The sequence below is a fragment of the Capnocytophaga felis genome, from assembly GCF_009684755.1.
GTDB classification, from domain to species: domain Bacteria; phylum Bacteroidota; class Bacteroidia; order Flavobacteriales; family Flavobacteriaceae; genus Capnocytophaga; species Capnocytophaga felis.
Genome location: NZ_BLBC01000009.1, coordinates 50,914 through 74,212, shown reverse-complemented (window position 1 = coordinate 74,212; position 23,299 = coordinate 50,914). Strand labels below are relative to the sequence as shown.

Annotated in this window: 22 protein-coding genes; 12 read left to right on the top strand and 10 right to left on the bottom strand. The window is 33.6% G+C overall.

Annotated elements, in window-relative coordinates; genetic code table 11:
* The first annotated feature begins 140 nt into the window (after positions 1-140).
* Both GN105_RS08035 and GN105_RS08030 read left to right on the top strand, forming a co-directional pair.
* Positions 141-611, top strand: coding sequence for a hypothetical protein (locus tag GN105_RS08035; RefSeq protein WP_155284899.1), 471 nt, complete (start codon positions 141-143; stop codon positions 609-611).
* A gap of 393 nt (positions 612-1,004) precedes the next feature.
* Complete coding sequence (locus tag GN105_RS08030; protein WP_155284898.1) at positions 1,005-1,685, top strand: hypothetical protein; 681 nt, start codon at positions 1,005-1,007, stop codon at positions 1,683-1,685.
* 124 nt (positions 1,686-1,809) lie between these two features.
* On the opposite strand, the gene GN105_RS08025 is transcribed toward GN105_RS08030, so the two are convergent.
* Positions 1,810-2,205 (bottom strand): RNA-binding S4 domain-containing protein, encoded by a 396-nt coding sequence (locus tag GN105_RS08025; protein ID WP_155284897.1) that lies wholly within the window; start codon positions 2,203-2,205, stop codon positions 1,810-1,812.
* Positions 2,206-2,293: 88 nt separating this feature from the next.
* Between GN105_RS08025 and GN105_RS08020 the strand changes: the two genes are divergently transcribed.
* Together GN105_RS08020 and GN105_RS08015 are read left to right on the top strand one after the other, a co-directional pair.
* A complete protein-coding gene (locus tag GN105_RS08020; RefSeq protein WP_155284896.1) occupies positions 2,294-3,109 on the top strand; it encodes an FKBP-type peptidyl-prolyl cis-trans isomerase in 816 nt (271 codons plus the stop codon).
* Positions 3,110-3,179: 70 nt separating this feature from the next.
* Positions 3,180-3,899, top strand: coding sequence for a CDP-alcohol phosphatidyltransferase family protein (locus GN105_RS08015; protein ID WP_155284895.1), 720 nt, complete (start codon positions 3,180-3,182; stop codon positions 3,897-3,899).
* Here GN105_RS08015 and GN105_RS08010 read toward each other — a convergent pair.
* The gene (locus GN105_RS08010) at positions 3,894-4,493 is read right to left on the bottom strand and encodes a SprT-like domain-containing protein (protein ID WP_155284894.1); all 600 of its coding nucleotides are present in this window, start codon (positions 4,491-4,493) and stop codon (positions 3,894-3,896) included. The two genes, GN105_RS08015 and GN105_RS08010, sit on opposite strands and share 6 nt — an antisense overlap.
* 14 nt (positions 4,494-4,507) lie before the next feature.
* A complete protein-coding gene (gene bshC, locus GN105_RS08005; RefSeq protein WP_155284893.1) occupies positions 4,508-6,112 on the bottom strand; it encodes a bacillithiol biosynthesis cysteine-adding enzyme BshC in 1,605 nt (534 codons plus the stop codon).
* Positions 6,113-6,323: 211 nt separating this feature from the next.
* Here bshC and GN105_RS08000 point away from each other — a divergent pair, with 211 nt between their 5' ends.
* Both GN105_RS08000 and secA read left to right on the top strand, forming a co-directional pair.
* Complete coding sequence (locus GN105_RS08000; protein WP_026193747.1) at positions 6,324-6,545, top strand: DUF2795 domain-containing protein; 222 nt, start codon at positions 6,324-6,326, stop codon at positions 6,543-6,545.
* A 180-nt stretch (positions 6,546-6,725) separates the two neighbouring features.
* Positions 6,726-10,085, top strand: coding sequence for a preprotein translocase subunit SecA (gene secA / locus GN105_RS07995; protein WP_155284892.1), 3,360 nt, complete (start codon positions 6,726-6,728; stop codon positions 10,083-10,085).
* A 65-nt stretch (positions 10,086-10,150) separates the two neighbouring features.
* Here the strand turns inward: secA and glyA are convergent, their stop codons facing one another.
* Complete coding sequence (glyA, locus tag GN105_RS07990) at positions 10,151-11,425, bottom strand: serine hydroxymethyltransferase (RefSeq protein WP_155284891.1); 1,275 nt, start codon at positions 11,423-11,425, stop codon at positions 10,151-10,153.
* Between the two features lie 227 nt (positions 11,426-11,652).
* On the opposite strand from glyA, the gene fahA reads away from it, so the two are divergent.
* From fahA to GN105_RS07965, 5 genes are all read left to right on the top strand, one after another.
* Positions 11,653-12,948 carry a fumarylacetoacetase gene (gene fahA, locus GN105_RS07985; protein ID WP_155284890.1) on the top strand — a complete coding sequence of 432 codons (1,296 nt, stop codon included), beginning with the start codon at positions 11,653-11,655 and terminating at the stop codon, positions 12,946-12,948.
* Positions 12,949-13,030: 82 nt separating this feature from the next.
* Positions 13,031-13,885, top strand: a complete 855-nt coding sequence (locus GN105_RS07980) for a YicC/YloC family endoribonuclease (RefSeq protein WP_155284889.1) — start codon at positions 13,031-13,033, stop codon at positions 13,883-13,885.
* A gap of 45 nt (positions 13,886-13,930) precedes the next feature.
* The gene (gene gmk, locus GN105_RS07975) at positions 13,931-14,500 is read left to right on the top strand and encodes a guanylate kinase (protein WP_155284888.1); all 570 of its coding nucleotides are present in this window, start codon (positions 13,931-13,933) and stop codon (positions 14,498-14,500) included.
* Positions 14,501-14,506: 6 nt separating this feature from the next.
* On the top strand, positions 14,507-15,097 hold the full coding sequence (gene nadD, locus GN105_RS07970; protein ID WP_155284887.1) for a nicotinate (nicotinamide) nucleotide adenylyltransferase: 591 nt from the start codon (positions 14,507-14,509) through the stop codon (positions 15,095-15,097).
* 100 nt (positions 15,098-15,197) lie between these two features.
* Entirely contained in the window at positions 15,198-15,626 is a 429-nt protein-coding gene (locus tag GN105_RS07965; protein ID WP_155284886.1) for a DUF2147 domain-containing protein, read from the top strand.
* A 56-nt stretch (positions 15,627-15,682) separates the two neighbouring features.
* Here GN105_RS07965 and GN105_RS07960 read toward each other — a convergent pair whose 3' ends face one another.
* The 4 genes from GN105_RS07960 to GN105_RS07945 all read right to left on the bottom strand — a co-directional run bounded on the left by GN105_RS07960 (position 15,683) and on the right by GN105_RS07945 (position 19,951).
* Positions 15,683-16,495, bottom strand: coding sequence for an undecaprenyl-diphosphate phosphatase (locus tag GN105_RS07960; protein WP_155284885.1), 813 nt, complete (start codon positions 16,493-16,495; stop codon positions 15,683-15,685).
* Positions 16,495-16,737 carry a DUF3098 domain-containing protein gene (locus GN105_RS07955; RefSeq protein ID WP_155284884.1) on the bottom strand — a complete coding sequence of 81 codons (243 nt, stop codon included), beginning with the start codon at positions 16,735-16,737 and terminating at the stop codon, positions 16,495-16,497. The genes GN105_RS07960 and GN105_RS07955 overlap by 1 nt, the downstream gene beginning before the upstream one ends.
* Before the next feature lie 35 nt (positions 16,738-16,772).
* On the bottom strand, positions 16,773-17,651 hold the full coding sequence (locus GN105_RS07950; protein WP_155284883.1) for a cell division protein FtsX: 879 nt from the start codon (positions 17,649-17,651) through the stop codon (positions 16,773-16,775).
* Between the two features lie 209 nt (positions 17,652-17,860).
* Positions 17,861-19,951, bottom strand: a complete 2,091-nt coding sequence (locus tag GN105_RS07945; protein ID WP_155284882.1) for a carboxy terminal-processing peptidase — start codon at positions 19,949-19,951, stop codon at positions 17,861-17,863.
* A 378-nt stretch (positions 19,952-20,329) separates the two neighbouring features.
* Between GN105_RS07945 and gldA the strand changes: the two genes are divergently transcribed.
* Positions 20,330-21,223, top strand: a complete 894-nt coding sequence (gldA, locus tag GN105_RS07940; RefSeq protein WP_155284881.1) for a gliding motility-associated ABC transporter ATP-binding subunit GldA — start codon at positions 20,330-20,332, stop codon at positions 21,221-21,223.
* 5 nt (positions 21,224-21,228) lie between these two features.
* On the opposite strand, the gene GN105_RS07935 is transcribed toward gldA, so the two are convergent.
* Positions 21,229-21,741, bottom strand: a complete 513-nt coding sequence (locus tag GN105_RS07935) for a hypothetical protein (protein ID WP_155284880.1) — start codon at positions 21,739-21,741, stop codon at positions 21,229-21,231.
* 192 nt (positions 21,742-21,933) lie between these two features.
* On the bottom strand, positions 21,934-23,145 hold the full coding sequence (locus tag GN105_RS07930; protein WP_155284879.1) for a DUF4374 domain-containing protein: 1,212 nt from the start codon (positions 23,143-23,145) through the stop codon (positions 21,934-21,936).
* Between the last annotated feature and the right edge of the window lie 154 nt (positions 23,146-23,299).

Below are 23,299 nucleotides of genomic sequence, written 5' to 3'. Positions count from 1 at the left end.
CACAGCACAGCACAGCACAGCGTTTAGACAGCCGAGATAATATAATTTTTTAAAATATATATCCGCTTGATGGAGAGAACTTTCTCCATCAAGCGGATTTTTTTATTTTCTTGTAAGTTAACAATTTAAAATGTATAGATATGGCTTTTGAAAATTTGATTCAGGTATCTTTTACCGATGAGGAGCTGAGCAAGCTTGACGCAGCTCTTCAATCTATTGAAACCGTACTGAAAGGCAAAACGGTAAACCTAACTCCCGATGAGCGTAGGCAGTATGGCAGTATCGCTGAGCAGAACAAACTTTTTGTAAACAAATGCAAGGAGCTAATGGAGCAGTATCCCCAGTATGTGCCGAGTTTTTTGGATAAGGAAGAATATGACCGTGATTTTCTGGCTCGTACGCAAATTGAAACTCGTTTGCAACGACTTGAAAACCTTGCCGAACAGCTTTCGGATACCAAAGTATTGCTTGACCACGATAATTATTTCAATTCGCTTAGCTTTTACCGACATATCCGATTTTTAAGCAAGGAGAATATTCCGGGAATTAAATCTATTTGGGAGGCTTTAAGTCAGTTTTTTAAGTCCGGAAAACGCACAACCAAGCAATAAAAATTCTATTTTAAAAATTTTAGACCTATAAAATGCGGTTCAGAACCATAAAAATTAGGTTGCAGATTGGTAAAAAGCACTTCAGAACCGATAAATTGGGGTTCATAACCGCAAAAAAGAGGTTTTAAACTGTAATTTATAGGTTGTTTGAGGGAGTAAATGCAGTTTGGGACTGTCTAAATGCGGTTCGGAACCGGTAAAATGGAGTGTTAAATCCTAAAAAAATAGAAAAAGACAATGAAAAATTAATAATGAACAATATTTCTTTATAAAAACTATTACTTGTTCATTGTATAATTATTCTTTGTTCATTGAATATTTATTCATTAAAATAAGGCGTAACCCGAAAAGCCTGTAACAGAGTAGGGGTAATTTTAAATTTTTATTAAACAAATGCAAAAAGTATTTCTATTACTATTGTTAGTAGGAGCAACCTTAATTGGATGTCAAAAAGAAAGTAATGATGAATCTCAAAAACCTCAGGCAGAACTTTCAGAAGGAAGTGAAAGTACTTCAGGGCAGCCTAAAACTCCAAAAACTAAAATTATTTATGAAACGGTACAGATTCAAGCCGAACAGAATTTTTATTTGAATAGTGCTACTCATTTAGGATTTGGTAGTAAAACTCGAACTGTTATTCCGTTAGAAATTCCTAAAAATGCCGTTAAAGTTTTTTACACGGTTGCTGTTACCGAGGCAAAAACACCTATTAAAAATTTGAGATTGGCAGCTCAACTATCAAGTTTACTATTAGACCCAACAGGGATTACCTCTGCAATAGCCTCCAAAATAGAAGTTCCAGAACAAGGAACTTCAGGACGAGCAGATTTTTATTTGTTAGATTATAAAAACCAATCGAAATTTCTTGCTAAGACTGATTTTCAATATTTTATTATCGGTTCAAGAGAAAGCCTGAAAAATGGAGTTATTGAAATAAGTGAAAATACTATAAGACAAATAGGTAATAATTTGTATATAGGTGTTAAGAATCCTTGTACAACTACAGGTGAAATGATTACCTTTGAAGCTGCTGCTGTGATAAAAAAAGAAATAACGGTTTATGAACAGTTTTAGCATTTTTAATATTCCATCAAAGAAAATTTTTTCCCAAAAACTAAGAAGACAAGTATTCAAGTAAGATAAATACCAAAACTTTAAATTCCTTATTGTTTTATAGCACATAGGGAATTTCTTTTATTTACTCATCAAAAAAATCATCGTCATCATCAATTTCGTTTAGGAGATTATCAATGGCACGGCGGTCTTTTTTGGTAGGGCGTCCTTCGCCTTTTTGTCGGTAATATTCTTGTGCAAGTTTTTGTATTTCAGCTTGCTCAAAGGCTTCCGGAGGAGTTAAATCTTGTCGGTATAAATCTACCAATTTTGCTCCAACTCTTGAAAGGGGAACGTCCAAAACTTTTAACTCGTAGTTAATCTGATTTTTACGAACGATAATTTTATCGCCAACGAAAACTTCCCGTGAAGGCTTAACTGCTTCACCGTTAATGCGTATGTGTCCTTTTTTGCAGGCTTCCGTTGCGATATTTCGGGTTTTGAAATAACGCACACACCATAGGAATTTATCAATTCTCATAAAAATCTTTGATATTAAATATTTATAAAGTATGGTGCAAAAATAATATAATTTCGTATCTTGCACCCTCAAAAAATATAATTTTTGTATGGTAAAGAAAACTATATTCAGTATCAGTTTGTTATCGGCATTGGTGGCGGTTTCGTGTAAAAAAGATGACGACGATAATAAAAAAGTAACTCCTCCTCGTGATGTAACAGAAGTACGAGATGAAAATGAGTCTTCAATTGTATCATATTTAAAAACACATTTCTATAAGTTTGAAAATAATGAAGTTACGTTAGATACCATTGCAGGGAAAAACGCAACGGAAACATCTTTGTTTGAAAAAGTTAAAACTGTGGAATTGGATGTTCACGATATAAATAATAAAAGAGTACGTCATAAAATGTACTATTTGCCTGTACAAGAGGGTACTGGAGAAAAATCAACTATTGCAGATTCTGTTTTTGTGGCTTACAAAGGGCAACTGCTAAATGGTAAGGAATTTGATAAAACGGTGGGATATACACGCTCCAACTGGATGGATTTATTGGGTACTAAAAGTGAAGGAAACTTGGGCTCTGTTTTAGGTTTTAGAGAGGCTGTTTCTTTGTTAAAAGATTCAAAATCAGGAGTGATGTCAAATACAGACGGAACATTAACCATTCCGAAAGATGGTGGAGTAGGGGTGTTCTTTATGCCATCAGGCGTGGCTTATTTTAACTCGGCGACAGGAAGAATTCCTGCGTATTCTCCGCTCATATTTATCATACATCTGATAAAAACCAAAAACGCAGACCACGACAGAGATGGTATTCCTTCCATCAAGGAAATCAAACGTGATGACTATGGAGTAACTACCTTGCCAGATTGTGATAAAGATGGTATTCCGGATTATGTAGATAACGATAAGTGTGAATAATAAATTATATATAAAACACATAAGATGAGAGTTTTAATTGGTTTTCATCTTGTGTGTTACTTTTTTTAAGATGAGAAAACAAATTCCTAATATTATCACCTTATTAAATTTGTTTTGCGGAACAGTTGCGGTGGTTTTGGCAGTACAAGGTAGTTTGGATTGGGCTTTTTTTTTCGTTGCATTGGGAATATTTTTTGATTTTTTTGACGGATTCTTTGCCCGTTTGTTAAATGTAAAATCCGATTTGGGATTACAGTTGGATTCCTTGGCGGATATGGTAACTTCAGGAGTTGTTCCCGGAATAGCTATGTTTCAGTTGCTTTCAAGAAGTAGCTTTGTGATTCAGACTAATGGCTTATTTGCAGAAATATTCCCTTACTTCGGATTTTTTATTACACTGGCTTCGGCATATCGGTTGGCGAAGTTCAACATTGACACAAGGCAAGCTACGGGTTTTATAGGCTTACCAACACCTGCCAATGCGTTGTTTATCTTGTCGTTACCAGTTATTTTGCAACATTATTCAATTGATTTTCTTCAAAATTTTTTACAAAATATATGGGTTTTGGCGGGAATTACTCTTTTAAGTAGTTATATGTTAAATGCTGAAATTCCGTTGTTTGCATTAAAATTCAAAGATTATTCTTTTCAAAATAATAAGGTAAAATATATTTTTTTGATATTTAGCGTGTTAGGATTACTATTTTTTCAGCTTATTGCCGTCCCGATGATTATCATTCTGTATGTTTTAATTTCTATTTTTCAGAATAGATGTAATTGTAAATTATGATTTTAGAGGTTCTACCGCTGCGTGAGGTTGAAAAATGTAAATTTTTTTCGTTTTTATTTCGATACATTCATAACATTTGATTCTTCTTTTGCCTTTTTGGAAAACTCTCCCATCTTTGGTACGAAATATGCTTCCCATAGGCAATTCAAAAACAAAGTTGATGACTTCTTCTTCATCAAAATCTTTTAGGGCGATTGATAAAACAGGATCAATATCACTACTTGCAGCCGGATTTTTAAAGTGATTAGCAACAATTCCCAATAATTGAGAAGGAAAAATACTTGGCGAAATAAAAGGTAGCATCAACATACGAAAAGTGTATTTCCATTCACTTCCGTGTGGTTTAATTCGTCTTCCGAATTTTTCAAAAGCCAATAAATGAGCAATTTCGTGGATGAGTGTAATTAAAAAACGATATTTGTTACTGTTTGCATTGATGGTTATAAGGTGTTGCCCGTTAGATAGTTGCCTATAATCTCCGTGTCTTGTTTTGCGTGTACTGACAATTTTCAAGTGTATTTTATGAAGTTTGATAAGCTCAAAACAAGGTGAAACAGCGTTTTCAGGTAAATATTTTGTGAGAATATATTCCATTTATGTGATAAAAATTAATATTTTATAACTAAAAATTGAAAGCTGAACGGATTGAAAATATCAACTAAATTTGGAATAAAATCAGCACCTTGTGTCAGATAAAAATGAGAAAAGTTGGAAAAACGTTCCTGCAACGAATTATTTGGAAAGAGTTCACTTTGTAGAAAAATGATGCGTTGTAACTCGTCCGTGAATTTTCGTTTTTGTGCTTTGAGCAATCGTTTTTCGAGTTTATCCAATCCTTTTAACTGTTTTGTTTCCTGTGCTTTAACTGCATTTTTGAAAGTGATGTCAGTTTTTTCAGCAATTAGGTACAAATCCGAGAATTGTTTTTTTAGAGCATTTTTCTGTTGGGTGAAATCAATTGGGAAATCACTAAGTTCTTTAACTTTTCTATTTTTTAAATCATCTGTTTTTAAAAATAAATCTGTTATGGAAATCTCCAATTTTTTGATTTTATCATACTGACGTTCAGATACTAATAACGCTGAATTTCGGAGCATTAGTATTGGAAAAGGAACCTTTTCTGCTTCAAAGAAACGTTTGAGTTCCAGCCAGTAGGCAATTTCTCCACCTCCACCAATGTAAGCCAAATTCGGTAATATAACTTCTTGATACAGAGGACGCATAATTACATTTGGAGAGAAACGTTCGGGATATTTTTCCAATTCTTCCAGAATTTCACTTTTGCTAAAAGAAATATCCGTTTGATGAATTTCAAATCCTTTTTTTTCGGAATAAACGATGCGATTTCTTCCGTTGTCGGTAAGATAAAAAAGATTAATTTCACGTGGATTTACTTGTACGGGATACGTTTTATTTATATCCTGAATTTCTGAAATGGTTTTTGTAACTTCTTGATAAGCAATGTTTTCTAATAAGTCGTTTTTGATATAAGGAATAAACGATTTTTTAAGTTCACGATGATTTCCATCTACAATAACCACTCCGTATTGTTCAAAAAGTGCGTTTACCAAAAAGCGAGTCGCATCAGCAAGATTATTGTGTTCCAAGTAGCTTTTTTGGAATAAATCAATCAGAAAATCAGCATTTTTTCCAAGCCCGATTGATTTTTTGAAAACATCGAAAACGCTATCGAGAGAATTTGTTTTGAATGCTCCTGTCATTCCTTTTTCGGAGCTGTTCCAATACAGACTTTTGTTTTGTAAGTGAAAATGATTTATTTCTTCAAAATCGTGATCTTCTGTTGCCATCCAATATATCGGAATAAACTTAAAATCAGGATATTTTTCAGAAAGAATTTTTGCCGTATTGATAGTGGATATAATTTTGTAAACAAAATAAAGATGCCCCGTGAACAGACTTAACTGATGCCCCGTTGTAATTGTAAACGTGTTTTTTTGGCTCAAAAGTTCAATATTTTCAAGTACTTTTGGAGATGTTTTTATCTCAGAATATTGTTCTTTTAAAGATTGAACCAAACGAATTCTTGCTTCATCGGTAAAATTGTTTTGTTTTTCTTCAATTTGCTTTTTGAAGTTTGAAGCATTCGGAAAGTGATTATAAAAACTACGTAATTGCTCTTTTTCAAGTACGTAGTCACTTATAAGAGATGAAAAAAAATGAATTTGTTCAAACGGAATTTGGCTTACAATCATATATTTATCAGTTACGTATGCAAAAATATTAAATTTATCAATACAGAAGAATTATTTAAGAAATATTTTGCTGAAAATGGAAACGTTAAATGTTAATTTTTAATTTTTATTAGCGTGTTGAAAATAAAAACTTAAAATGTTTGTACAATTGAAAAATAAAATTACTTTTGCAAAAAAATTGTGGAACAAAAATTTAATACCTAAAAACATTATGTATTGGACGTTAGAACTCGCATCTTATTTGAGTGATGCGCCTTGGCCTGCAACAAAAGATGAACTGATTGATTATGCAATCAGAACTGGAGCTCCGATGGAAGTTGTTGAGAATTTACAATCTCTTGAAGATGAAGGTGATATGTATGAGTCAATTGAGGAAATTTGGCCTGATTATCCTTCTGATGAGGATTACTTTTGGAATGAAGATGAATATTAATGCGTTTTGAACATAGAAGAAAAAGTCTCTTGAAAGATAAGAGACTTTTTTTGTTTTGGTAAAGAACTGAATTTTTGTCAGTTTTTCCGAAAATGGTACAATTATTGGGCAGTCCTGCCAAAGATTAAGGAAAATAAATGTTATCAGATTGTTAATAATTTCGTTTTTAATTAAATATATATGAATATTGTAAATTCACTAATAAAAATCTTTGTAGGTGATAAAGCAAAAAAGGATTTGAAGGCAATTCAGCCTATTGTTGAGAAAATAAAAACCTACGCCAATCAGTTGGAAAATATTTCTAACGATGAGTTACGTGCAAAAACTATCGAATTCAAAGAAAAAATTAAAGGTGCAAGAGCTGAAATAGATGCCAAAATATTTGATTTACAGCAACAAGCAAATCAAACTGAGGACATTGATAAAAAAGAAGATTTGTACACAGAAATAGATAAGTTAAACACAGAAGCTTATGAAATTTCTGAAAAAACGCTAAATGAAATTCTCCCTGAGGCTTTTGCCGTTGTTAAAGAAACTTCAAAACGATTTGCTAATAATGAAACCCTAACTGTTACTGCAACTCCTTATGACAGAGAACTTTCGGCAATAAAAAGTTATGTAACTCTTGAAGAAGATAAAGCTATCTGGAAAAATTCGTGGGACGCAGCAGGTAAGGAGGTTACGTGGGATATGGTGCATTATGATGTGCAACTTATTGGAGGAATTGCCTTGCATCAGGGAAAAATTGCAGAAATGCAAACCGGTGAAGGTAAGACACTTGTAGCAACATTGCCTGTATATTTGAACGCCCTAACAGGAAATGGAGTTCATTTGGTAACAGTGAATGATTATTTGGCAAGAAGGGATAGTGCGTGGATGGCTCCGTTGTTTGAATTTCACGGAATGCGTGTAGATTGTATTGATAATCACCGACCTAACTCGGAAGAGCGTCGCAAAGCGTATAATGCTGATATCACTTACGGAACAAATAATGAATTTGGATTTGATTATTTGCGTGACAATATGGCACATACCTCTGCCGATTTGGTTCAACGAGCTCATAACTATGCCATTGTCGATGAGGTGGATTCTGTTTTGGTAGATGATGCCCGTACACCGTTAATTATTTCAGGACCAACGCCTAAGGGTGAACTCCACGAGTTTAATGAACTCAAACCTATTGTGTCTGATTTGGTTTCAAAACAACGACAATATTTAACAAAGGTTCTTGCCGATGCTCGTAAACTTATTGCCGAAGGAAATACCAAAGATGGTGGATTTTTGCTACTTCGTGTACATCGCGGATTACCTAAAAATAAGGCACTTATCAAGTTTTTAAGTGAGGAAGGTGTGAAGCAGCTTCTCCAAAAAACTGAGAATTATTATATGCAGGATAACAATCGCGAGATGCCAAAAGTTGATGAAGAACTTTATTTTGTGATTGATGAAAAAAGTAATCAGATTGAACTGACAGACAAAGGTTTTGCAGATATTTCTTTTGACGGAGATAAAAATTTCTTTGTGCTTCCTGATGTTAGTATTGAGATAACAAATATTGAAAAACAAAATCTTCCTATTGAAGAAGAAGCTGCTCTAAAAGAAAAACTTTTCCAAGAATTTAGTGTGAAAAGTGAACGCATCCACACTCTTAACCAATTATTAAAGGCTTATACTTTATTTGAGAAAGATGTTGAGTATGTGGTAATTGACAATAAAGTCTTGATTGTTGATGAACAAACAGGGCGTATTATGGATGGTCGCCGTTATTCCGACGGGTTACACCAAGCCATTGAAGCTAAGGAAAATGTAAAAATTGAAGCAGCAACGCAAACCTACGCTACTATCACGTTGCAAAATTACTTCCGTATGTACAACAAACTTTCGGGAATGACCGGTACGGCAATCACGGAAGCAGGAGAGTTTTGGGAAATTTACAAATTGGATGTAATGGAAATTCCAACAAATCGTCCGATTGCTCGTAAAGACCAAAATGACCTGATTTACAAAACAAAACGTGAAAAATATAACGCTGTAATTGAGGAAGTTGTACGCTTGTCGGAAGCTGGTCGTCCTGTGCTTATTGGTACTACTTCGGTGGAAGTTTCCGAATTATTAAGCCGAATGCTTACAATGCGAAAAATTAAACATAACGTATTGAATGCCAAGTTACACAAAAAAGAAGCTGACATTGTGGCAGAGGCTGGACAGCCTGGTGTGGTAACGATTGCAACCAATATGGCGGGTCGTGGAACGGATATCAAACTTACTCCTGAGGTAAAAAATGCGGGAGGTTTGGCTATTATCGGTACGGAACGCCACGATTCACGCCGAGTTGATAGACAGCTTAGAGGTCGTTCAGGACGTCAAGGAGACCCAGGAAGTTCACTCTTCTATGTTTCATTGGAAGATAATTTGATGCGACTATTTGGTTCTGAGCGTATTGCCAAATTAATGGATAGTTTGGGGCATAAAGAAGGCGATGTGATTCAGCATTCCATTATGACCAAACGAATTGAAGCCGCACAGAAAAAAGTGGAAGAAAATAACTTCGGAATTCGTAAACGTTTGCTTGAATATGACGATGTGATGAATGCACAACGCGAAGTTATTTACAAGCGACGTCGTCACGCTTTGGAAGGAGAACGTCTTAAAGTGGATTTGGCGAATATGATTTTCGATACTTGTGAGGTAATTGTAGAAGGAAACAAGGGCGGAAATAATTACAAAAACTTTGAATATGAGTTGATTAAATATTTCTCTTTAAAAACTCAAATCACAGAATCTGAATTTGCGAAAACTTCGGCTAATGATTTGGTTTTCAAATTGTACAAAGAAGTTTTAGCTCATTATCAACAAAAAACAGAGAAAAGTGCTGAAACTGCTTTCCCTGTGATAAAAAATGTATACGAAAATCCGTCAAATACGTATGAGCGTATCGTAGTCCCTTTTACGGACGGACAGAAAGCACTTAATATCGTTACGGATTTAAAAGAAGCTTATGAGTCAAATGGCAAACAGTTAATTAACGATTTTGAAAAGAACATCACTTTGGCGATTATTGACGAGGAATGGAAAACACATTTACGCCGAATGGATGAACTTAAACAATCGGTACAGTTGGCAGTTCACGAGCAGAAAGACCCACTATTGATTTACAAATTTGAGGCATTTGAACTTTTCAAAACGATGATTGAAAAGGTAAATAAAGAAATTGTTTCGTTCTTATTTAAAGCAGAATTGCCTCAACAAACGCAACCTGTAGAAGAAGCGAGAGTTTCTCACGAGCCGGAAAATTATCAAACTTCAAAAGAAGAAGTTTTGAATAGTGATGAAATGGAGAGCCGTCATCGGCAGGCGATGGAGCAAACGCAGCAGCGTCCGCAAGTTGTGGAAACTATCGTGCGTGAACAACCTAAAATCAATAGAAATGACCGAGTTACAATCCAGAATATTCGAACAGGTGAACGAAAAGAAATGAAGTATAAACAAGCTTTGCCTCTTATTGAAAAAGGAGAATGGATAGTTTTACCTAATAACTAATTATTATATCATAGATAAAAAATAGTCCTGATTTTTTCAGGACTATTTTTTGTTTTATGTAAGCATTAAAAAGTAAATAACGGTCTATCTTCCATAAAATCATTTACTTTTTCAGCAATTTCTTCTAAATATTCATCATTTTGATGATTTTTGATAACTTCATCAATAAAATCTGCAATTATTTGCATATCATCTTCTTTTAAGCCTCGAGTAGTTACAGCAGCCACCCCAAGACGAATTCCCGAAGTTACAAATGGACTTTTATCATCAAACGGAACCATATTTTTATTGGCTGTAATGTCTGCTTTTACAAGTGCTTTTTCAGCATCTTTTCCACTTATGTTTTTATTTCTTAAGTCTATGAGCATTAAATGGTTATCTGTTCCGCCGGAAACAATATCGTATTGTTTTTCGATTAATGCTTTTGCCAAAGCTTTTGCATTTTTTTGTACTTGAATCGTGTAATGAAGAAATTCATCAGATAAAGCCTCGCCGAAAGCAACTGCCTTTGCAGCGATGACGTGCATTAGTGGTCCTCCTTGATTTCCAGGGAAAACAGCCAAATCTACCAAAGATGACATCATTCTGATTTCACCTTTTGGAGTTTTTAATCCGAACGGGTTTTCAAAATCTTTTCCCATTAAAATAAGTCCGCCACGAGGTCCACGAAGTGTTTTGTGAGTGGTGGTGGTAACAAAATGGCAATGAGGAATTGGGTCATTTAGTAAGCCTTTTGCAATAAGTCCCGCAGGATGAGCAATATCTGCCAGAAGGAAAGCTCCAACACTATCTGCAATTTCTCTAAAACGTTTGAAATCAATATTTCTTGAATATGCAGAATATCCTGCAATAATCATTTTTGGTTTTTCTTTTTGAGCAATTTCTGCAATTTTGTCATAATTGAGCCTACCTGTTTCTTTTTCAACTCCGTAAGATACGGCACGGAAAACCTTTCCTGAAAAGTTTACAGGAGAACCGTGAGTTAGATGTCCTCCGTGAGCGAGGTCTAATCCTAAAATAGTGTCGCCAGGTTGCAAACAAGCAGAGTAAACAGCTGCGTTAGCTTGCGAACCACTGTGAGGTTGCACATTTGCATATTCTGCTCCGAAAAGTACTTTTGCTCTGTCAATAGCAATTTGTTCAACTTCATCAACTACTTCACAACCACCATAATAGCGGCGTCCGGGATAACCTTCGGCGTATTTATTTGTAAGAACTGAACCAGCCGCTTCCATTACCTGTGGACTTACAAAATTTTCAGAGGCAATAAGCTCAATTCCACGGAGTTGTCTTTCCTTTTCTTCTTCAATTAATTCAAAAATGTGTTTGTCTCGTAACATATGGTTTTCAAATTGTTTAAATTATCCTCCAAAGGTAATGCTTTTTGTAATATTTTAGCGTATTTTTTTATGAAAAATTTTTTGATTGTTTTATTTACGTGATTTATAAAGGAATAAATTGTTTAAGTATTCATTTTAGAAATATTTTTGTCAAAAATTTCATTTATACGCCACAAAATAATATATTTGTTTCTTCAAAAGTGTGGAAACTATAAATTGTAAGAGATATGTTTGAAAGTTCAGTTTCACCAGTACTTCAAACTTGGATTGATGTCTCGGAAGATTCCGATTTTCCGATTCAAAACATTCCTTTTGGAGTTTTTTTAACTCCCGATGATGTTGTAACTATCGGAACGCGTATAGGGGATACGGCGATTGACTTAGGGGCTATGCATCGTCTGGGATATTTCAAAGGAATTGCTTTGGCTGATGATATTTTCTCTCAGGATTGTTTGAATGATTTTATTTCAGATGGAAAGAAAACTTGGCGTTTGGTCAGAAATCGTATCGCGAAAATATTTGACGTAAATAACGCTTCTTTGAGGGACAATGAGGAACATCGTGCGATAATTTTGTTCAGTTTGGATGAAATTGAAATGCAATTACCTGTTCGAATAGGGGATTATACAAATTTTTATTCGAGCAAAGACCAAATGTCCTATATGGAAAATTTGAAAAAAATCAATCAATATGAAGATTTTTTGGTTTCTCCATTGAGTTTTCCTTTGGGATATCACGGCAGAAGTTCATCTATTGTACCTTCGGGAATCCCAATTCACCGTCCGTATGGGCAGATTCTTCCAAAAGATGCTTCAAAATTAGAGCTTTTACCATCAAATGAAGTGGATTTTGAGTTGGAAATGGCATTTATAACCACAGATGCAAATGTTTTAGGAGAAAGTGTTCCTGTTCGGGAGGCTGATGAGTACATTTTCGGGATGGTGATTTTTAACAATTGGAGTGCGAGAGATATTCAAAAATGGGAACGAACACAGCCAACTTCTTCATTTTTAGCTAAAAACTTTGCTTCGTCAATTTCTCCTTGGATAGTAACAATGGATGCTTTGGCTCCTTTTAGAGTTAAAAAAGAGAAGCAAATTCCAGAGCCTCTTCCGTACCTTCAAAAAGAAAAAAATTACACGTATGATATTCATTTAGAGGTATTTCTGACAGATTCAAAAGGAGATACAACGATGATTTCAGAAACAAATTATCTGAATACTTTTTGGACTATGGATCAGCAACTTACGCATCACACTATCAGCGGATGTAAGGTGAATAGTGGTGATTTGATGTCAAGCGGAGCCATTTCCGGAAATACCGATAAAAGTGGCAGTTCTTTGCTCGAAATTACACAAGGAGGAACTAAAAAAATCATACTTAATAGCGGAAGTGAACGTACATATCTAAAAGATAATGATACAATTACAATAAAAGGTTACTGTAAAAAACACAATCTCCGCATTGGCTTTGGAGAGGTAAGCAATACGTTGCTGAAACCTTGGACTAAACACATAAGATAAGTAAAATATAAATAACTGAAAAACAATAAGGTATAGAATATTATTTGCTTTTTGTTTTTAAAATACTAAAATAAAAGAATTTATGATACAATCTATGACTGGCTTCGGCAAAAGTGTTATTTCTCTTGCCGATAAGCACGTAAGTATAGAAATTAAGTCATTGAATAGCAAGAGTATAGATGTTAATACTCGTATTCCATTGATATACAGAGAGAAGGAGTTGGAATTTCGTAAAATTCTAGCAGATGAATTGCAACGAGGAAAAGTAGATTTTAGCATTTTTGTTGAGAATACAAGTGCTCAAACTTCTGTGAAAATCAACGAAAACGTTGTGAAATCGTACATAGCACAGATGAAAAATATCGTTGATGGAGACACGACAGAACTTTTGAAAATGGCTGTGCGTATGCCAGATGCGTTACAAACTTCCGTTGAAAATATTTCTTCGGATGAGTTTGAAATTGTATTGAAACATATTGTTTTAGCAATCAATGATTTAAAAAAATTTAGAGCTGAAGAAGGTATCGTACTTAAAGAAGATTTTATTCTTAGAATACAAAATATTCGAGATTTGCTGAAAGAAGTAGAAGGCTTAGATTCAGAACGTTTGGTACTTGTTCGTGAGCGTTTGGAGAAAGCCGTAGCCGAAATCCGTAATGTAGATGCCAACCGCTTTGAACAAGAATTAATTTTTTATCTGGAGAAATTGGATATTACAGAAGAAAAAATTCGGTTGAAAAATCATTTGGATTATTTCATTGAGACATTAAATTCAAAAGAATCCAACGGACGAAAATTAAGTTTTATAGCTCAAGAAATTGGAAGAGAGGTAAATACGTTGGGGTCAAAAGCCAATTTTTCACCAATGCAACAGGTTGTCGTAAAAATGAAAGATGAGCTTGAAAAGATTAAAGAACAAGTTTCAAACGTCTTATAAATCTGAGATTTATTTAAGACTAAATTTTTGAATTTTTTAATTAAGATGAATAAACTAATCATATTTTCTGCTCCTTCCGGTAGCGGGAAGTCAACCATTGTAAGGCATTTATTATCACTTGAAAAGTTAAACTTAGCATTCTCTATATCAGCAACTTCAAGAGCTCCCAGAGGAGAAGAACAGCACGGAAAGGAATATTACTTTCTTTCAGTAGATGAATTTAAAAAACGAATTGCTTTAGGCGATTTTTTGGAGTGGGAGGAAGTTTATGCAGGAAATTTTTACGGAACTTTAAGAACAGAGGTGGAACGTTTGTGGTCGCTCGGGAAGACTGTTGTTTTTGATATCGATGTAATTGGAGGATTACGAATAAAAGAACAATTTCCCGAACAGAGTTTGGCTATTTTTGTGAAGCCGCCAAGTATTGAAGAATTGGAAAAAAGATTGAGGAATCGGCAAACGGAAAGTGAAGATAAAATAAAAATGCGATTAGATAAAGCTTCTCAAGAATTGGCTCAGGCTGAAAAATTTGATATAATAATAGAAAATGACAATTTGCAGAAAGCGTTGCAAGAAGCTGAAAATGTGGTTGGTGAGTTTTTAAAGTTAAAATAATTTATAATGAGCAAAAAGCAAGTAGGACTGTTTTTTGGGTCATTTAACCCAATCCACGTAGGGCATTTAATTATTGCAAATCATTTGGTGGAACATAGCACAATGGACGAACTTTGGTTTGTGGTAACTCCTCAAAATCCTTTTAAGGAAAAGCATTCATTATTAGATAATTACAGCCGTTTTGAAATGGTTCATAGGGCAGTTGAAGAGTATGAAAAATTGCGTCCTTCCGACATAGAATTTAACTTGCCTCAACCTAATTATACAGTAAATACATTAGCTTATTTAGGAGAAAAATATCCTACGTTTGATTTTGCTTTGATAATGGGAGAGGATAATCTTAAAAGTTTTCATAAATGGAAAAACTATGAGTATATTTTGAAAAATTATCCCATTTTTGTTTATCCTCGCATTTCAGAAGGAGATATTCCTGAAGGATTTGAAAATCAGACTAATATAATAAGAATTAATGCTCCCATAATTGAATTATCATCAACGTTCATTCGAAATGAAATTAAGGAAAAAAGAAATGTACGCCCGTTATTAGCTCCAAAAGTTTGGCAATATATAGACCAAATGGGATTTTATGAGAAATAAAATTCAGAAATTTAAAGAAAATTAAGTGAATTTGTTCTCTTTTTTTGCTTTTCTGTATTCTTTTTTTATATTTGTGCGAAAAATTTCATAAAACATAAATATGAGAAAGAATGTAATGACTTGTTTGCTTGTTTTTGTTTCTATATTTGCACTACAAGCACAAAGTGTTCTGGGTAAATGGAAAACCGTTGATGATGAGACAGGTAAGGAAAAATCAATAGTTGAAATCTATGAGAAAAATGGTTTGATTTATGGAAAACTTGTAGAACTTTTGGAAGAGAAAAACAAAAATGCCGTTTGTTCTGCTTGTTCCGGAAAGAATAAAAATAAACCTTATTTGGGCTTAATTATCATTACCGACTTGAAAAAGGATGGGGATGAATGGAGTGGAGGAAAAATTTTAGACCCCAAAACAGGAAAAGAGTATAAATGTAATATGACTTTGGAAAATTCTAATAAATTGAAAGTGAGAGGTTATGTCGGAATTTCTCTCATAGGTAGAACGCAATATTGGCAAAGAGTAAGGTAACAAAAACATTGAAATAAAAATCCGAAGTTTAGTGCTTCGGATTTTTTATATTCTTATTATCTATTTACAAAATATATAAGCAAAATTATACCAATGATAATTCTGTAATAGCCCCAAATTTTAAATCCGTATTTAGTTAGTAAATGTATGAAAGATTTTACAGCAATCATTGCAACAATGAAGGCAACGACATTTCCAATGATGAAGATTAAAATATTTTGCTCGGAAGATAAAATCATTTCATAGCCTTTTTGTTTTACAGTTCCAATCCCCCAATCTTTAAGAAAAATGGAATAAACAGTAACGGCAAGCATCGTTGGCACTGCAAGAAAAAAAGAAAATTCAGCAGCTGCTTTTCTGCTAAGTCCTTGTGTCATACCACCAATAATTGATGCAGCAGAGCGAGAAGTTCCAGGCATCATAGCCAAACACTGCCAAAAACCAATGATTACGGATTTTTTTATTGAAATTTCCTTTTCATTGGTGATTTTAGGATTTTTGAACCAATTATCAGCAAAAAGCAGAATAATCCCCCCCACAATTAACACAATTGAAATAGCAATTTGATTGCCTAAAACAGCTTCTATTTTGTCATCGAATAATTTTCCCAAAATAAGAGCGGGAATCACGGCACAAATCAGTTTGATGTAAAAATTTAAGTTTGAAAAATCAAAAAACTTTCTCCAATATAAAACAACTACAGAAAGAATCGCTCCAAATTGAATGGAAACTTGAAACATTTTCAGAAATTCAGATTCTTCAATACCAAGCAAAGAAGCTGTAAAGCCCATATGAGCTGTGGATGAAATTGGCAAATATTCCGTAAGTCCTTCAATAATAGCAATTATGATAGCTTCAATCGTATTCATTATTTTTTAGATTTATTAGGATTCAACAAAATGGCATAAATTTCAACGGCAAAACCCAACAGAACTAAAGTAGGAGCCAAATGAATGCGTCTGAAACTGAAGATAGAAGGGTCAAAAACATTCGGGTTGTCGCTTCCTCCTCCACTCATTAATATAAATCCTAATGTAATGATAGCTAATCCAATAAGCATAAAAATATAGTTCTTTCTTCCAAAAATTAATGTTGAATGATGTTTATTCATAATGTGAATATTGAAAAATTTAATATATTTTATTTTTAGTAATAAAGGTCGTTGGTATTTAAATTCAAGAATCGTTGGGCAGCAAAAAAAGTACTTATCCAAGTAATTAATATTCCTATGATGAAGATGACTGTGAAAACAATAATCATATCATCGGTGCTTGAAAAAATCTCAAATTCAGGAGATATTGAGCCAATATACGTCAAGCAACCATATAGAAGCGATACGGCGAGAACCGCACTTAAAATTCCTAAGCGAATATTTGTTAAAATGAACGGTCGGCGAATGAATCCACGAGTTGCACCGACAAGTTGCATTGTTTTGATAATGAATCGTTTAGAGTATATAGATAAACGAATAGAAGAATTTATCAACAGAATAGCTATAAAAGTAAATAAACCACTGAAAATAAGCAGTATAACTCCAATTCTGTTTACATTTTCGTGAATAAGCGTAATTAAAGACTTATCGTAAACTACTTCGGAAACGAAAGAATTTTGAGATAATTCTTTCTCAAGTTCCTTCATCTTTTCAGGTTCTGCAAACTCGGCTTTTAAACTCAAATCAATAGAATTTTGCAATGGATTATCACCGATGAAAGTAACAAAATCTTCTCCAACTTCTTCACTAAAAGTTTCTGCTGCAACCTCTTTTGGTATGAATTTCAGTGATTTAACATATTCTGCAATGGAAAGGGTTTTCTGTAATTGTTCAATATCGGCTTCTTTAGCATCATCTTTCAAAAAAATTGTCATTGAAACTTGCTCTTTGAAATAATTTGCTAATCGTTTTGAACTTAAAATCAAAAATCCTAAAATACCCAATAGAAATAATACCAAAGTGATACTTATTATCACTGAAAAATAAGAAGTTATTAATCTTCGTCTGTTGAATTTTTCAATTGATTGTGCCAATTTTTAATACTTTTCAAAATAATTCCGTAAAGGTATAAAAAAGTTAGGGAAATACAATAAAAAATTAAATAAATCAATAATTAAATATTATGAAATATTTAATTTTAAATTTCTTCACAACATAAATACTTAAAAAACAGACAATTTAGAAACGAAATCACAAGTTTCATTTCTAAATTGCCTGAAAAATTATAAATTTCTCTATTTAACTATTTCGCATTCAAATCTTTTAAAACATTTACAGCTTCATCAATGTAAACATCTTGTTGTAGCGTTTCGTGCCAACGATCACGACGTAATTTCAAATCTTCATTACCTTGTATTTTAGCTTCCTCAGAAGGAAGAGAAGCAAATTTCAACTTTGATTTGTAATCCGAAATGGCTTTAAATCGCTTGGCTTCTTCTTCATCTTTTTCAACAACTTTTTTGTATGCTTCGTGATTTAAAGGGAAAATATTTTTGTCCTGTTGTTGTTTTACCCATTTAGCATTTTCATCAATGAGCTTTAAATGTGTATTTTCACCAATTCTTTTATTGCTGTTTTCAATGGCTTTGTTAAAATTAGCTTGATTTTGCCAAGATTCAAACTGCACAGGATCAATTTTATCCCATTTCATTGCGTTTGTTAGGTCACGCTCTCCAATGTCGATATATTTATATTTATCCGGAACGATGATGTCACTTTTTACTCCTTCCAATTGAGTAGAGCCTCCATTAATACGATAGAATTTTTGGATAGTGTATTTCAAAGCACCCAAATCTCCGAATGAATTTTGACGAACATAATTGTTTAAATCCTCAAAACTTTGAACTGTTCCTTTTCCGAAAGTTTGTTTTCCTCCAATTACGATAGCTCTTTTATAATCTTGCATAGCGGCTGCCAAAATTTCAGAGGCAGAAGCTGATAATTCATTCACCAGAATAACCAACGAACCATCCCACTGTATGCGAGGGTCCGTATCTGACAAAACATCAATACGACCACGAGGCGATTTTACTTGAACAATAGGTCCTTTTTTGATAAACAAACCACCAAGTTCAACAACGGCTTTTAACGAACCACCACCATTATTTCGCAAATCAATGATTAAACCATCGATATTTTCTTTTTTAAGTTTTTCAATTTCTAAAGCAACATCTGATGCAGCATTTCTTTCTCTGTGATTTTTGAAATCGATGTAAAACTTAGGTAGATTGATGATACCGTATTTTTTGTCGCCATCTTCAATAATTGCGGCTTTGGCAAATGTTTCCTCCAATTCTACCATATCACGGATGATAGATACTACTTCAATAGTTCCGTCAACACGTTTTACGGTAAGTCGCACTTCGCTTCCTTTAGGCCCTTTTATGAGTTTAACGGCATTATCCAGACGCATACCCACCACATCTACAGGTTCTTCACTTCCCTGTGCTACTTTTAAGATGTAATCACCAACTTCCAAAAGTTTTCCTTTCCAAACCGGACCGCCGAGCATCACGCCCGTAATGCGGATACCATCTGCTTTTTTCTGTAATTGAGCACCAATTCCCTCAAATTTTCCTGACATATCTCGGTCAAAATTATCCTTGATGTCGGGAGCCATATAGTTGGTGTGAGGGTCGAAAGTTTCAGTCATTGAATTAACATAAATACTGAACCATTCTTCTTTTACCATATCATTGAAGAATGAAAACAGTTCGAGGAGTGTTTTTTCGGAAGTTTCGGTAGCTTCTTTTCGTAATTCTTCTTCTGATTTTACTTTATATTTGGCGTCTTTTTCCTTTTTGGTTTTTTCTTCTTTTTCTTTTGTTACATAGCTTGATAAAATTGAAAACGTAATGATTTTTTGCCAACGTTTTTGCAATTCGGCTTTGTTTTTTGCATACGGAATCTTTTCAAAATCAGTATTAATGGTTTCCTTTGATGAAAAATTAATAGGTTTTTTGAAAATATCTTTGGCAATTTCTTCCGCTTCTTTTATCCTTTGAATCAATCTGTTATAAGTAAGATTGAAGAATGTAAGGTCATCATTTTTCAAATCATCGTCCAAACGAGTTTCATATTTTTTGAATTCATTGATGTCAGATTGTAAAAAATAACGTTTTTGGCTGTCCAAATGCTCAATGTAGTTTTTATACATTTGTTTGGAAAAATCGTCATTGATTTCAATGGGACTGAAATGTTTGTTTGTAAGAATGTGTTGGATGATTTCCACCAAAAGTTTGTCTTTCTCCGGATCATCAAACTTTTTGCTCACAAAACTACACGAAGCAAAAGAGATAAATAATAGCGTAAGTGATATTGAAAGATTTCTCATTGTGTAAAAAATAGCTTAAAGATTGTACGTTAAAAATAACCCATATTTTTTGTAAAAATATACCAAACAGTAGAAGCAAAATGAGTGCCACACTTAATTAAAGAGGCAAACTTACATAAAAAAAATTAATTTCCTGCAGATATTAAGAAGGAAAATAGTATGAAATTAAGTTTTGATAACATTTAATAGTTTTTTAGCAAAATATATCAGAAGTGTAATTTTCAGGATATTCTTCCGAAGTATTTTGATAATTAAATGTTTATTGGTTTTTAAAATGAAATATTTTTCCTTTTTTGAAGAACAGAAGCAAGTTGTACTCTTTGCCAAAAGTTTGTTGTTTCATTCAAAATCTGTACTTTTGAACAAAAATTTTGAAATATGTCAGTTGAAGTAAGAGAATTAACACGACAGTACGGAAGTCAAATAGCTGTAAATCATATCAGTTTTAGCCTTAAAAAAGGTGAAATAACAGGTTTTTTAGGACCTAATGGAGCAGGGAAATCCACAACAATGAAGATGATTACAGGTTCGTTAATTCCTACCGAAGGAGAAATTCAAATCAATGGGATTAATATGCTGAAAAATCCCATTTTAGCTCAAAAAAAAATAGGATATCTGCCAGAACATAATCCATTGTACTTGGAGATGTATGTTCGTGAATATCTATCTTTTATGGCTGATTTATATGGGAAAATTCCTCGAAATAGAATAGAGGAAGTAATTGAAATTACCGGACTTACTCCTGAAAGCAATAAAAAAATAGAGCAACTTTCAAAAGGTTATCGCCAGCGTGTTGGGCTTGCTTCGGCATTAATTCACGACCCTGAAATTTTAATTTTAGATGAACCAACTACAGGACTTGACCCTAATCAACTTGTTGAAATTCGCAGTATTATAAAAGATTTGGGAAAAAATAAAATAGTCCTACTTTCATCTCACATTATGCAGGAAGTTCAAGCGATTTGCGATAGAGTTATCGTGTTGAACAAAGGAAGTATCGTTTTAGATAAAAGAATGTCAGAACTTCAAGGAAACGAACAAATTATTGAAGTTGCATTTGATTTCAGAGTGGAAGAACGCCTCTTAAAGCAAATCCCAAATGTAAAATCAGTTGTTAACGAATTTGAGTTTCTGTACAATATTTCATTTGATACGGAAAAAGATATGCGTCCTGCTGTTTTTGATTTTGCAAAAGAAAATGGACTTAAAATCCTGCAAATCAATCATAAGCATAAAACGTTAGAACAACTTTTCTCCGAATTGACAAAGTAGGAATTTTATTTTTTAGTTTGATATGTTCCGAAAATAAAGTTTGAATCCACTAACTTATTGCCTTCAGAATTCAATATTACTAAATCTGTGATGGTTATCAGATGGTCATAACGGAGCAATTCTTGTGTGGTTTCATTCAAAATAGGTTTGGTTATGATTGAAATTTTCCCTCCGGTTGCCTCAAACTGAGATGTAACGGAAGGCGATGAGGGAGGATAGCTTCCGCAAAAATAAGAAGTGTTCACTGCATCACTAAAAGTTCTATAATATAGCTTGTAATCGTTTGATATGATGCCAGATACTGTATTTTCGCTATTTTTTAAAACTCCTTTTGGTAATTCCAGAATTAAGGCTTGTTTTGAATTATATTTAAATAAGAATGTGGCAGTTGTATCACTTGTACAGGATAAGACGTCTGAATTCTCAAAAGAAATAGTTCCTACTTCTAAATCTCCGTCGTTACAGGCAATTAGGCACAATGCAAAAATAAAACTCAAAAATATTGCTTTTCCTTTCATTATTTTTATTTTTTTTGCAAAAGTAAAAAATAATCCGAACAGAGAAAGTTATTTTCTATTTTTCAGATTGAAAAAAAATAGATAATGAATTTTCTAACAAGTCTTTCTCTCAAGTAGATTCTGCTATTGATGTAATAAGAAAAGAGATTGTACTCAATTAGGCACAATCTCTTGATTTAAAATGATTAATACTTATTTTTCAAACCAGTAAAACATTTGCGGAAAACCTTCTACTTTTATGACAGGTTCACTACTTGTTTTTCCTGTTTTGGGGTCGTGTACATAAAAGCCTTTGGTAGTTTTGCCAGTACAGCCAAAAATTACTTTATCTTCATATTTACCTAAAGCTGTTGAATATCCGTTAGTTACAGGAAGTTCTTTAATTCGTTTAAACGTTTTGGCGTTCAAATCAATTTCTAACGGAATATAAGCAACATTCAATGGACTAACCACATTGGAAGAATATTCCTTAATATAAGCATATCCGTACGTTTTACCATTGAACTCAAAGTTTGCTGGGCGGAGATAACTAATTTTCCCAGACTCACCGGAAATTACTGTTTCATTAAACTTAATGATGTAATCGGGGTCAAAATCAGTTTCACCGGCTTTGATACGCAAAATCCCACCATCGAATCCTGGCACTTCCCCATAGGCTCCTATACAATGTATATAGATATTTTTATCGGCATCCATCAATATTTTATCTCCGGGATTGGTTGGAAATGAAAATTCGCTTTTAGTTTCTTTGATATGTTTTATTACCTCATCGGTCTGAATGTCAATAATTAACACCTCAACTACCTTTTCTTTCGGAAACCAAGTACCTGCCTTCCATTGCCCAAGTGTTACAAACAAGTGATTATCACGAACAATCATTCCCGAAGGCTCCGGATTGGGGTCGCCATACGTATTCAAATCAATTTCGCCTGTTTTTTCCATCGTGGTAGGATTGAAAATAAAAATTTTACCCAATCCTGTGAGTCCCACATACGCTTTTGTGTCATTGACAAAAGTAAGGTGTGTTGCTTGCGACATTCCAGGTACAGGTAACGCACCTACTTTTTTTAATTGTCCGTTTTCGCGAACCAATTTACCAATCTCTGACACGTCAGACCCAAAGAAATTGGGAAGCGTAAAAATCCAATTTTTATAAACAAACGGAGGAATGCTAACTCCGGCGGGGATTGCATTTTTGTTGTCAACAGTTCTGGGAGCAATCCCTTCAAGCAATTGTATGTAACCACTTCCCGATTGTCCATCTTGATTAACAATTGCCGTTTGAATCAAAACATCAGCAGCTTTCCCAACCGGAACAACCGGATTGTTATCATCTTTTTCTCCACAACTTACCATTAAAAGAGTAGCTGCAAAAGCCTTTAAAAACATTTTTGTATTCATCATATTTATGTATTTGTAATTAATATTCTTTTAAGATTCAAAAAATCAGTAGTTTATTTTGGAAGTGATGCAAAAGTATGATACCTTAAAAAAGAGGATATTTCTGTCAGGCTGAGCGAAGTCGAAGCCTTATTATTACATACAAGGCTTCGACTTC

Bases quoted from the DNA above. Each gene is read 5' to 3' on its own strand.
- GN105_RS07930 (WP_155284879.1), bottom strand. From the start codon at position 23,145: ATGATGAATACAAAAATGTTTTTAAAGGCTTTTGCAGCTACTCTTTTA.
- nadD (WP_155284887.1), top strand. From the start codon at position 14,507: ATGAGCAAAAAGCAAGTAGGACTGTTTTTTGGGTCATTTAACCCAATC.
- GN105_RS08015 (WP_155284895.1), top strand. From the start codon at position 3,180: ATGAGAAAACAAATTCCTAATATTATCACCTTATTAAATTTGTTTTGC.
- GN105_RS08010 (WP_155284894.1), bottom strand. From the start codon at position 4,493: ATGGAATATATTCTCACAAAATATTTACCTGAAAACGCTGTTTCACCT.
- GN105_RS07980 (WP_155284889.1), top strand. From the start codon at position 13,031: ATGATACAATCTATGACTGGCTTCGGCAAAAGTGTTATTTCTCTTGCC.
- GN105_RS07955 (WP_155284884.1), bottom strand. From the start codon at position 16,737: ATGAATAAACATCATTCAACATTAATTTTTGGAAGAAAGAACTATATT.
- bshC (WP_155284893.1), bottom strand. From the start codon at position 6,112: ATGATTGTAAGCCAAATTCCGTTTGAACAAATTCATTTTTTTTCATCT.
- gldA (WP_155284881.1), top strand. From the start codon at position 20,330: ATGTCAGTTGAAGTAAGAGAATTAACACGACAGTACGGAAGTCAAATA.
- secA (WP_155284892.1), top strand. From the start codon at position 6,726: ATGAATATTGTAAATTCACTAATAAAAATCTTTGTAGGTGATAAAGCA.
- GN105_RS08000 (WP_026193747.1), top strand. From the start codon at position 6,324: ATGTATTGGACGTTAGAACTCGCATCTTATTTGAGTGATGCGCCTTGG.
- gmk (WP_155284888.1), top strand. From the start codon at position 13,931: ATGAATAAACTAATCATATTTTCTGCTCCTTCCGGTAGCGGGAAGTCA.
- fahA (WP_155284890.1), top strand. From the start codon at position 11,653: ATGTTTGAAAGTTCAGTTTCACCAGTACTTCAAACTTGGATTGATGTC.
- GN105_RS08035 (WP_155284899.1), top strand. From the start codon at position 141: ATGGCTTTTGAAAATTTGATTCAGGTATCTTTTACCGATGAGGAGCTG.
- GN105_RS07945 (WP_155284882.1), bottom strand. From the start codon at position 19,951: ATGAGAAATCTTTCAATATCACTTACGCTATTATTTATCTCTTTTGCT.
- GN105_RS08020 (WP_155284896.1), top strand. From the start codon at position 2,294: ATGGTAAAGAAAACTATATTCAGTATCAGTTTGTTATCGGCATTGGTG.
- GN105_RS07935 (WP_155284880.1), bottom strand. From the start codon at position 21,741: ATGAAAGGAAAAGCAATATTTTTGAGTTTTATTTTTGCATTGTGCCTA.
- GN105_RS08030 (WP_155284898.1), top strand. From the start codon at position 1,005: ATGCAAAAAGTATTTCTATTACTATTGTTAGTAGGAGCAACCTTAATT.
- GN105_RS08025 (WP_155284897.1), bottom strand. From the start codon at position 2,205: ATGAGAATTGATAAATTCCTATGGTGTGTGCGTTATTTCAAAACCCGA.
- GN105_RS07960 (WP_155284885.1), bottom strand. From the start codon at position 16,495: ATGAATACGATTGAAGCTATCATAATTGCTATTATTGAAGGACTTACG.
- GN105_RS07965 (WP_155284886.1), top strand. From the start codon at position 15,198: ATGAGAAAGAATGTAATGACTTGTTTGCTTGTTTTTGTTTCTATATTT.
- glyA (WP_155284891.1), bottom strand. From the start codon at position 11,425: ATGTTACGAGACAAACACATTTTTGAATTAATTGAAGAAGAAAAGGAA.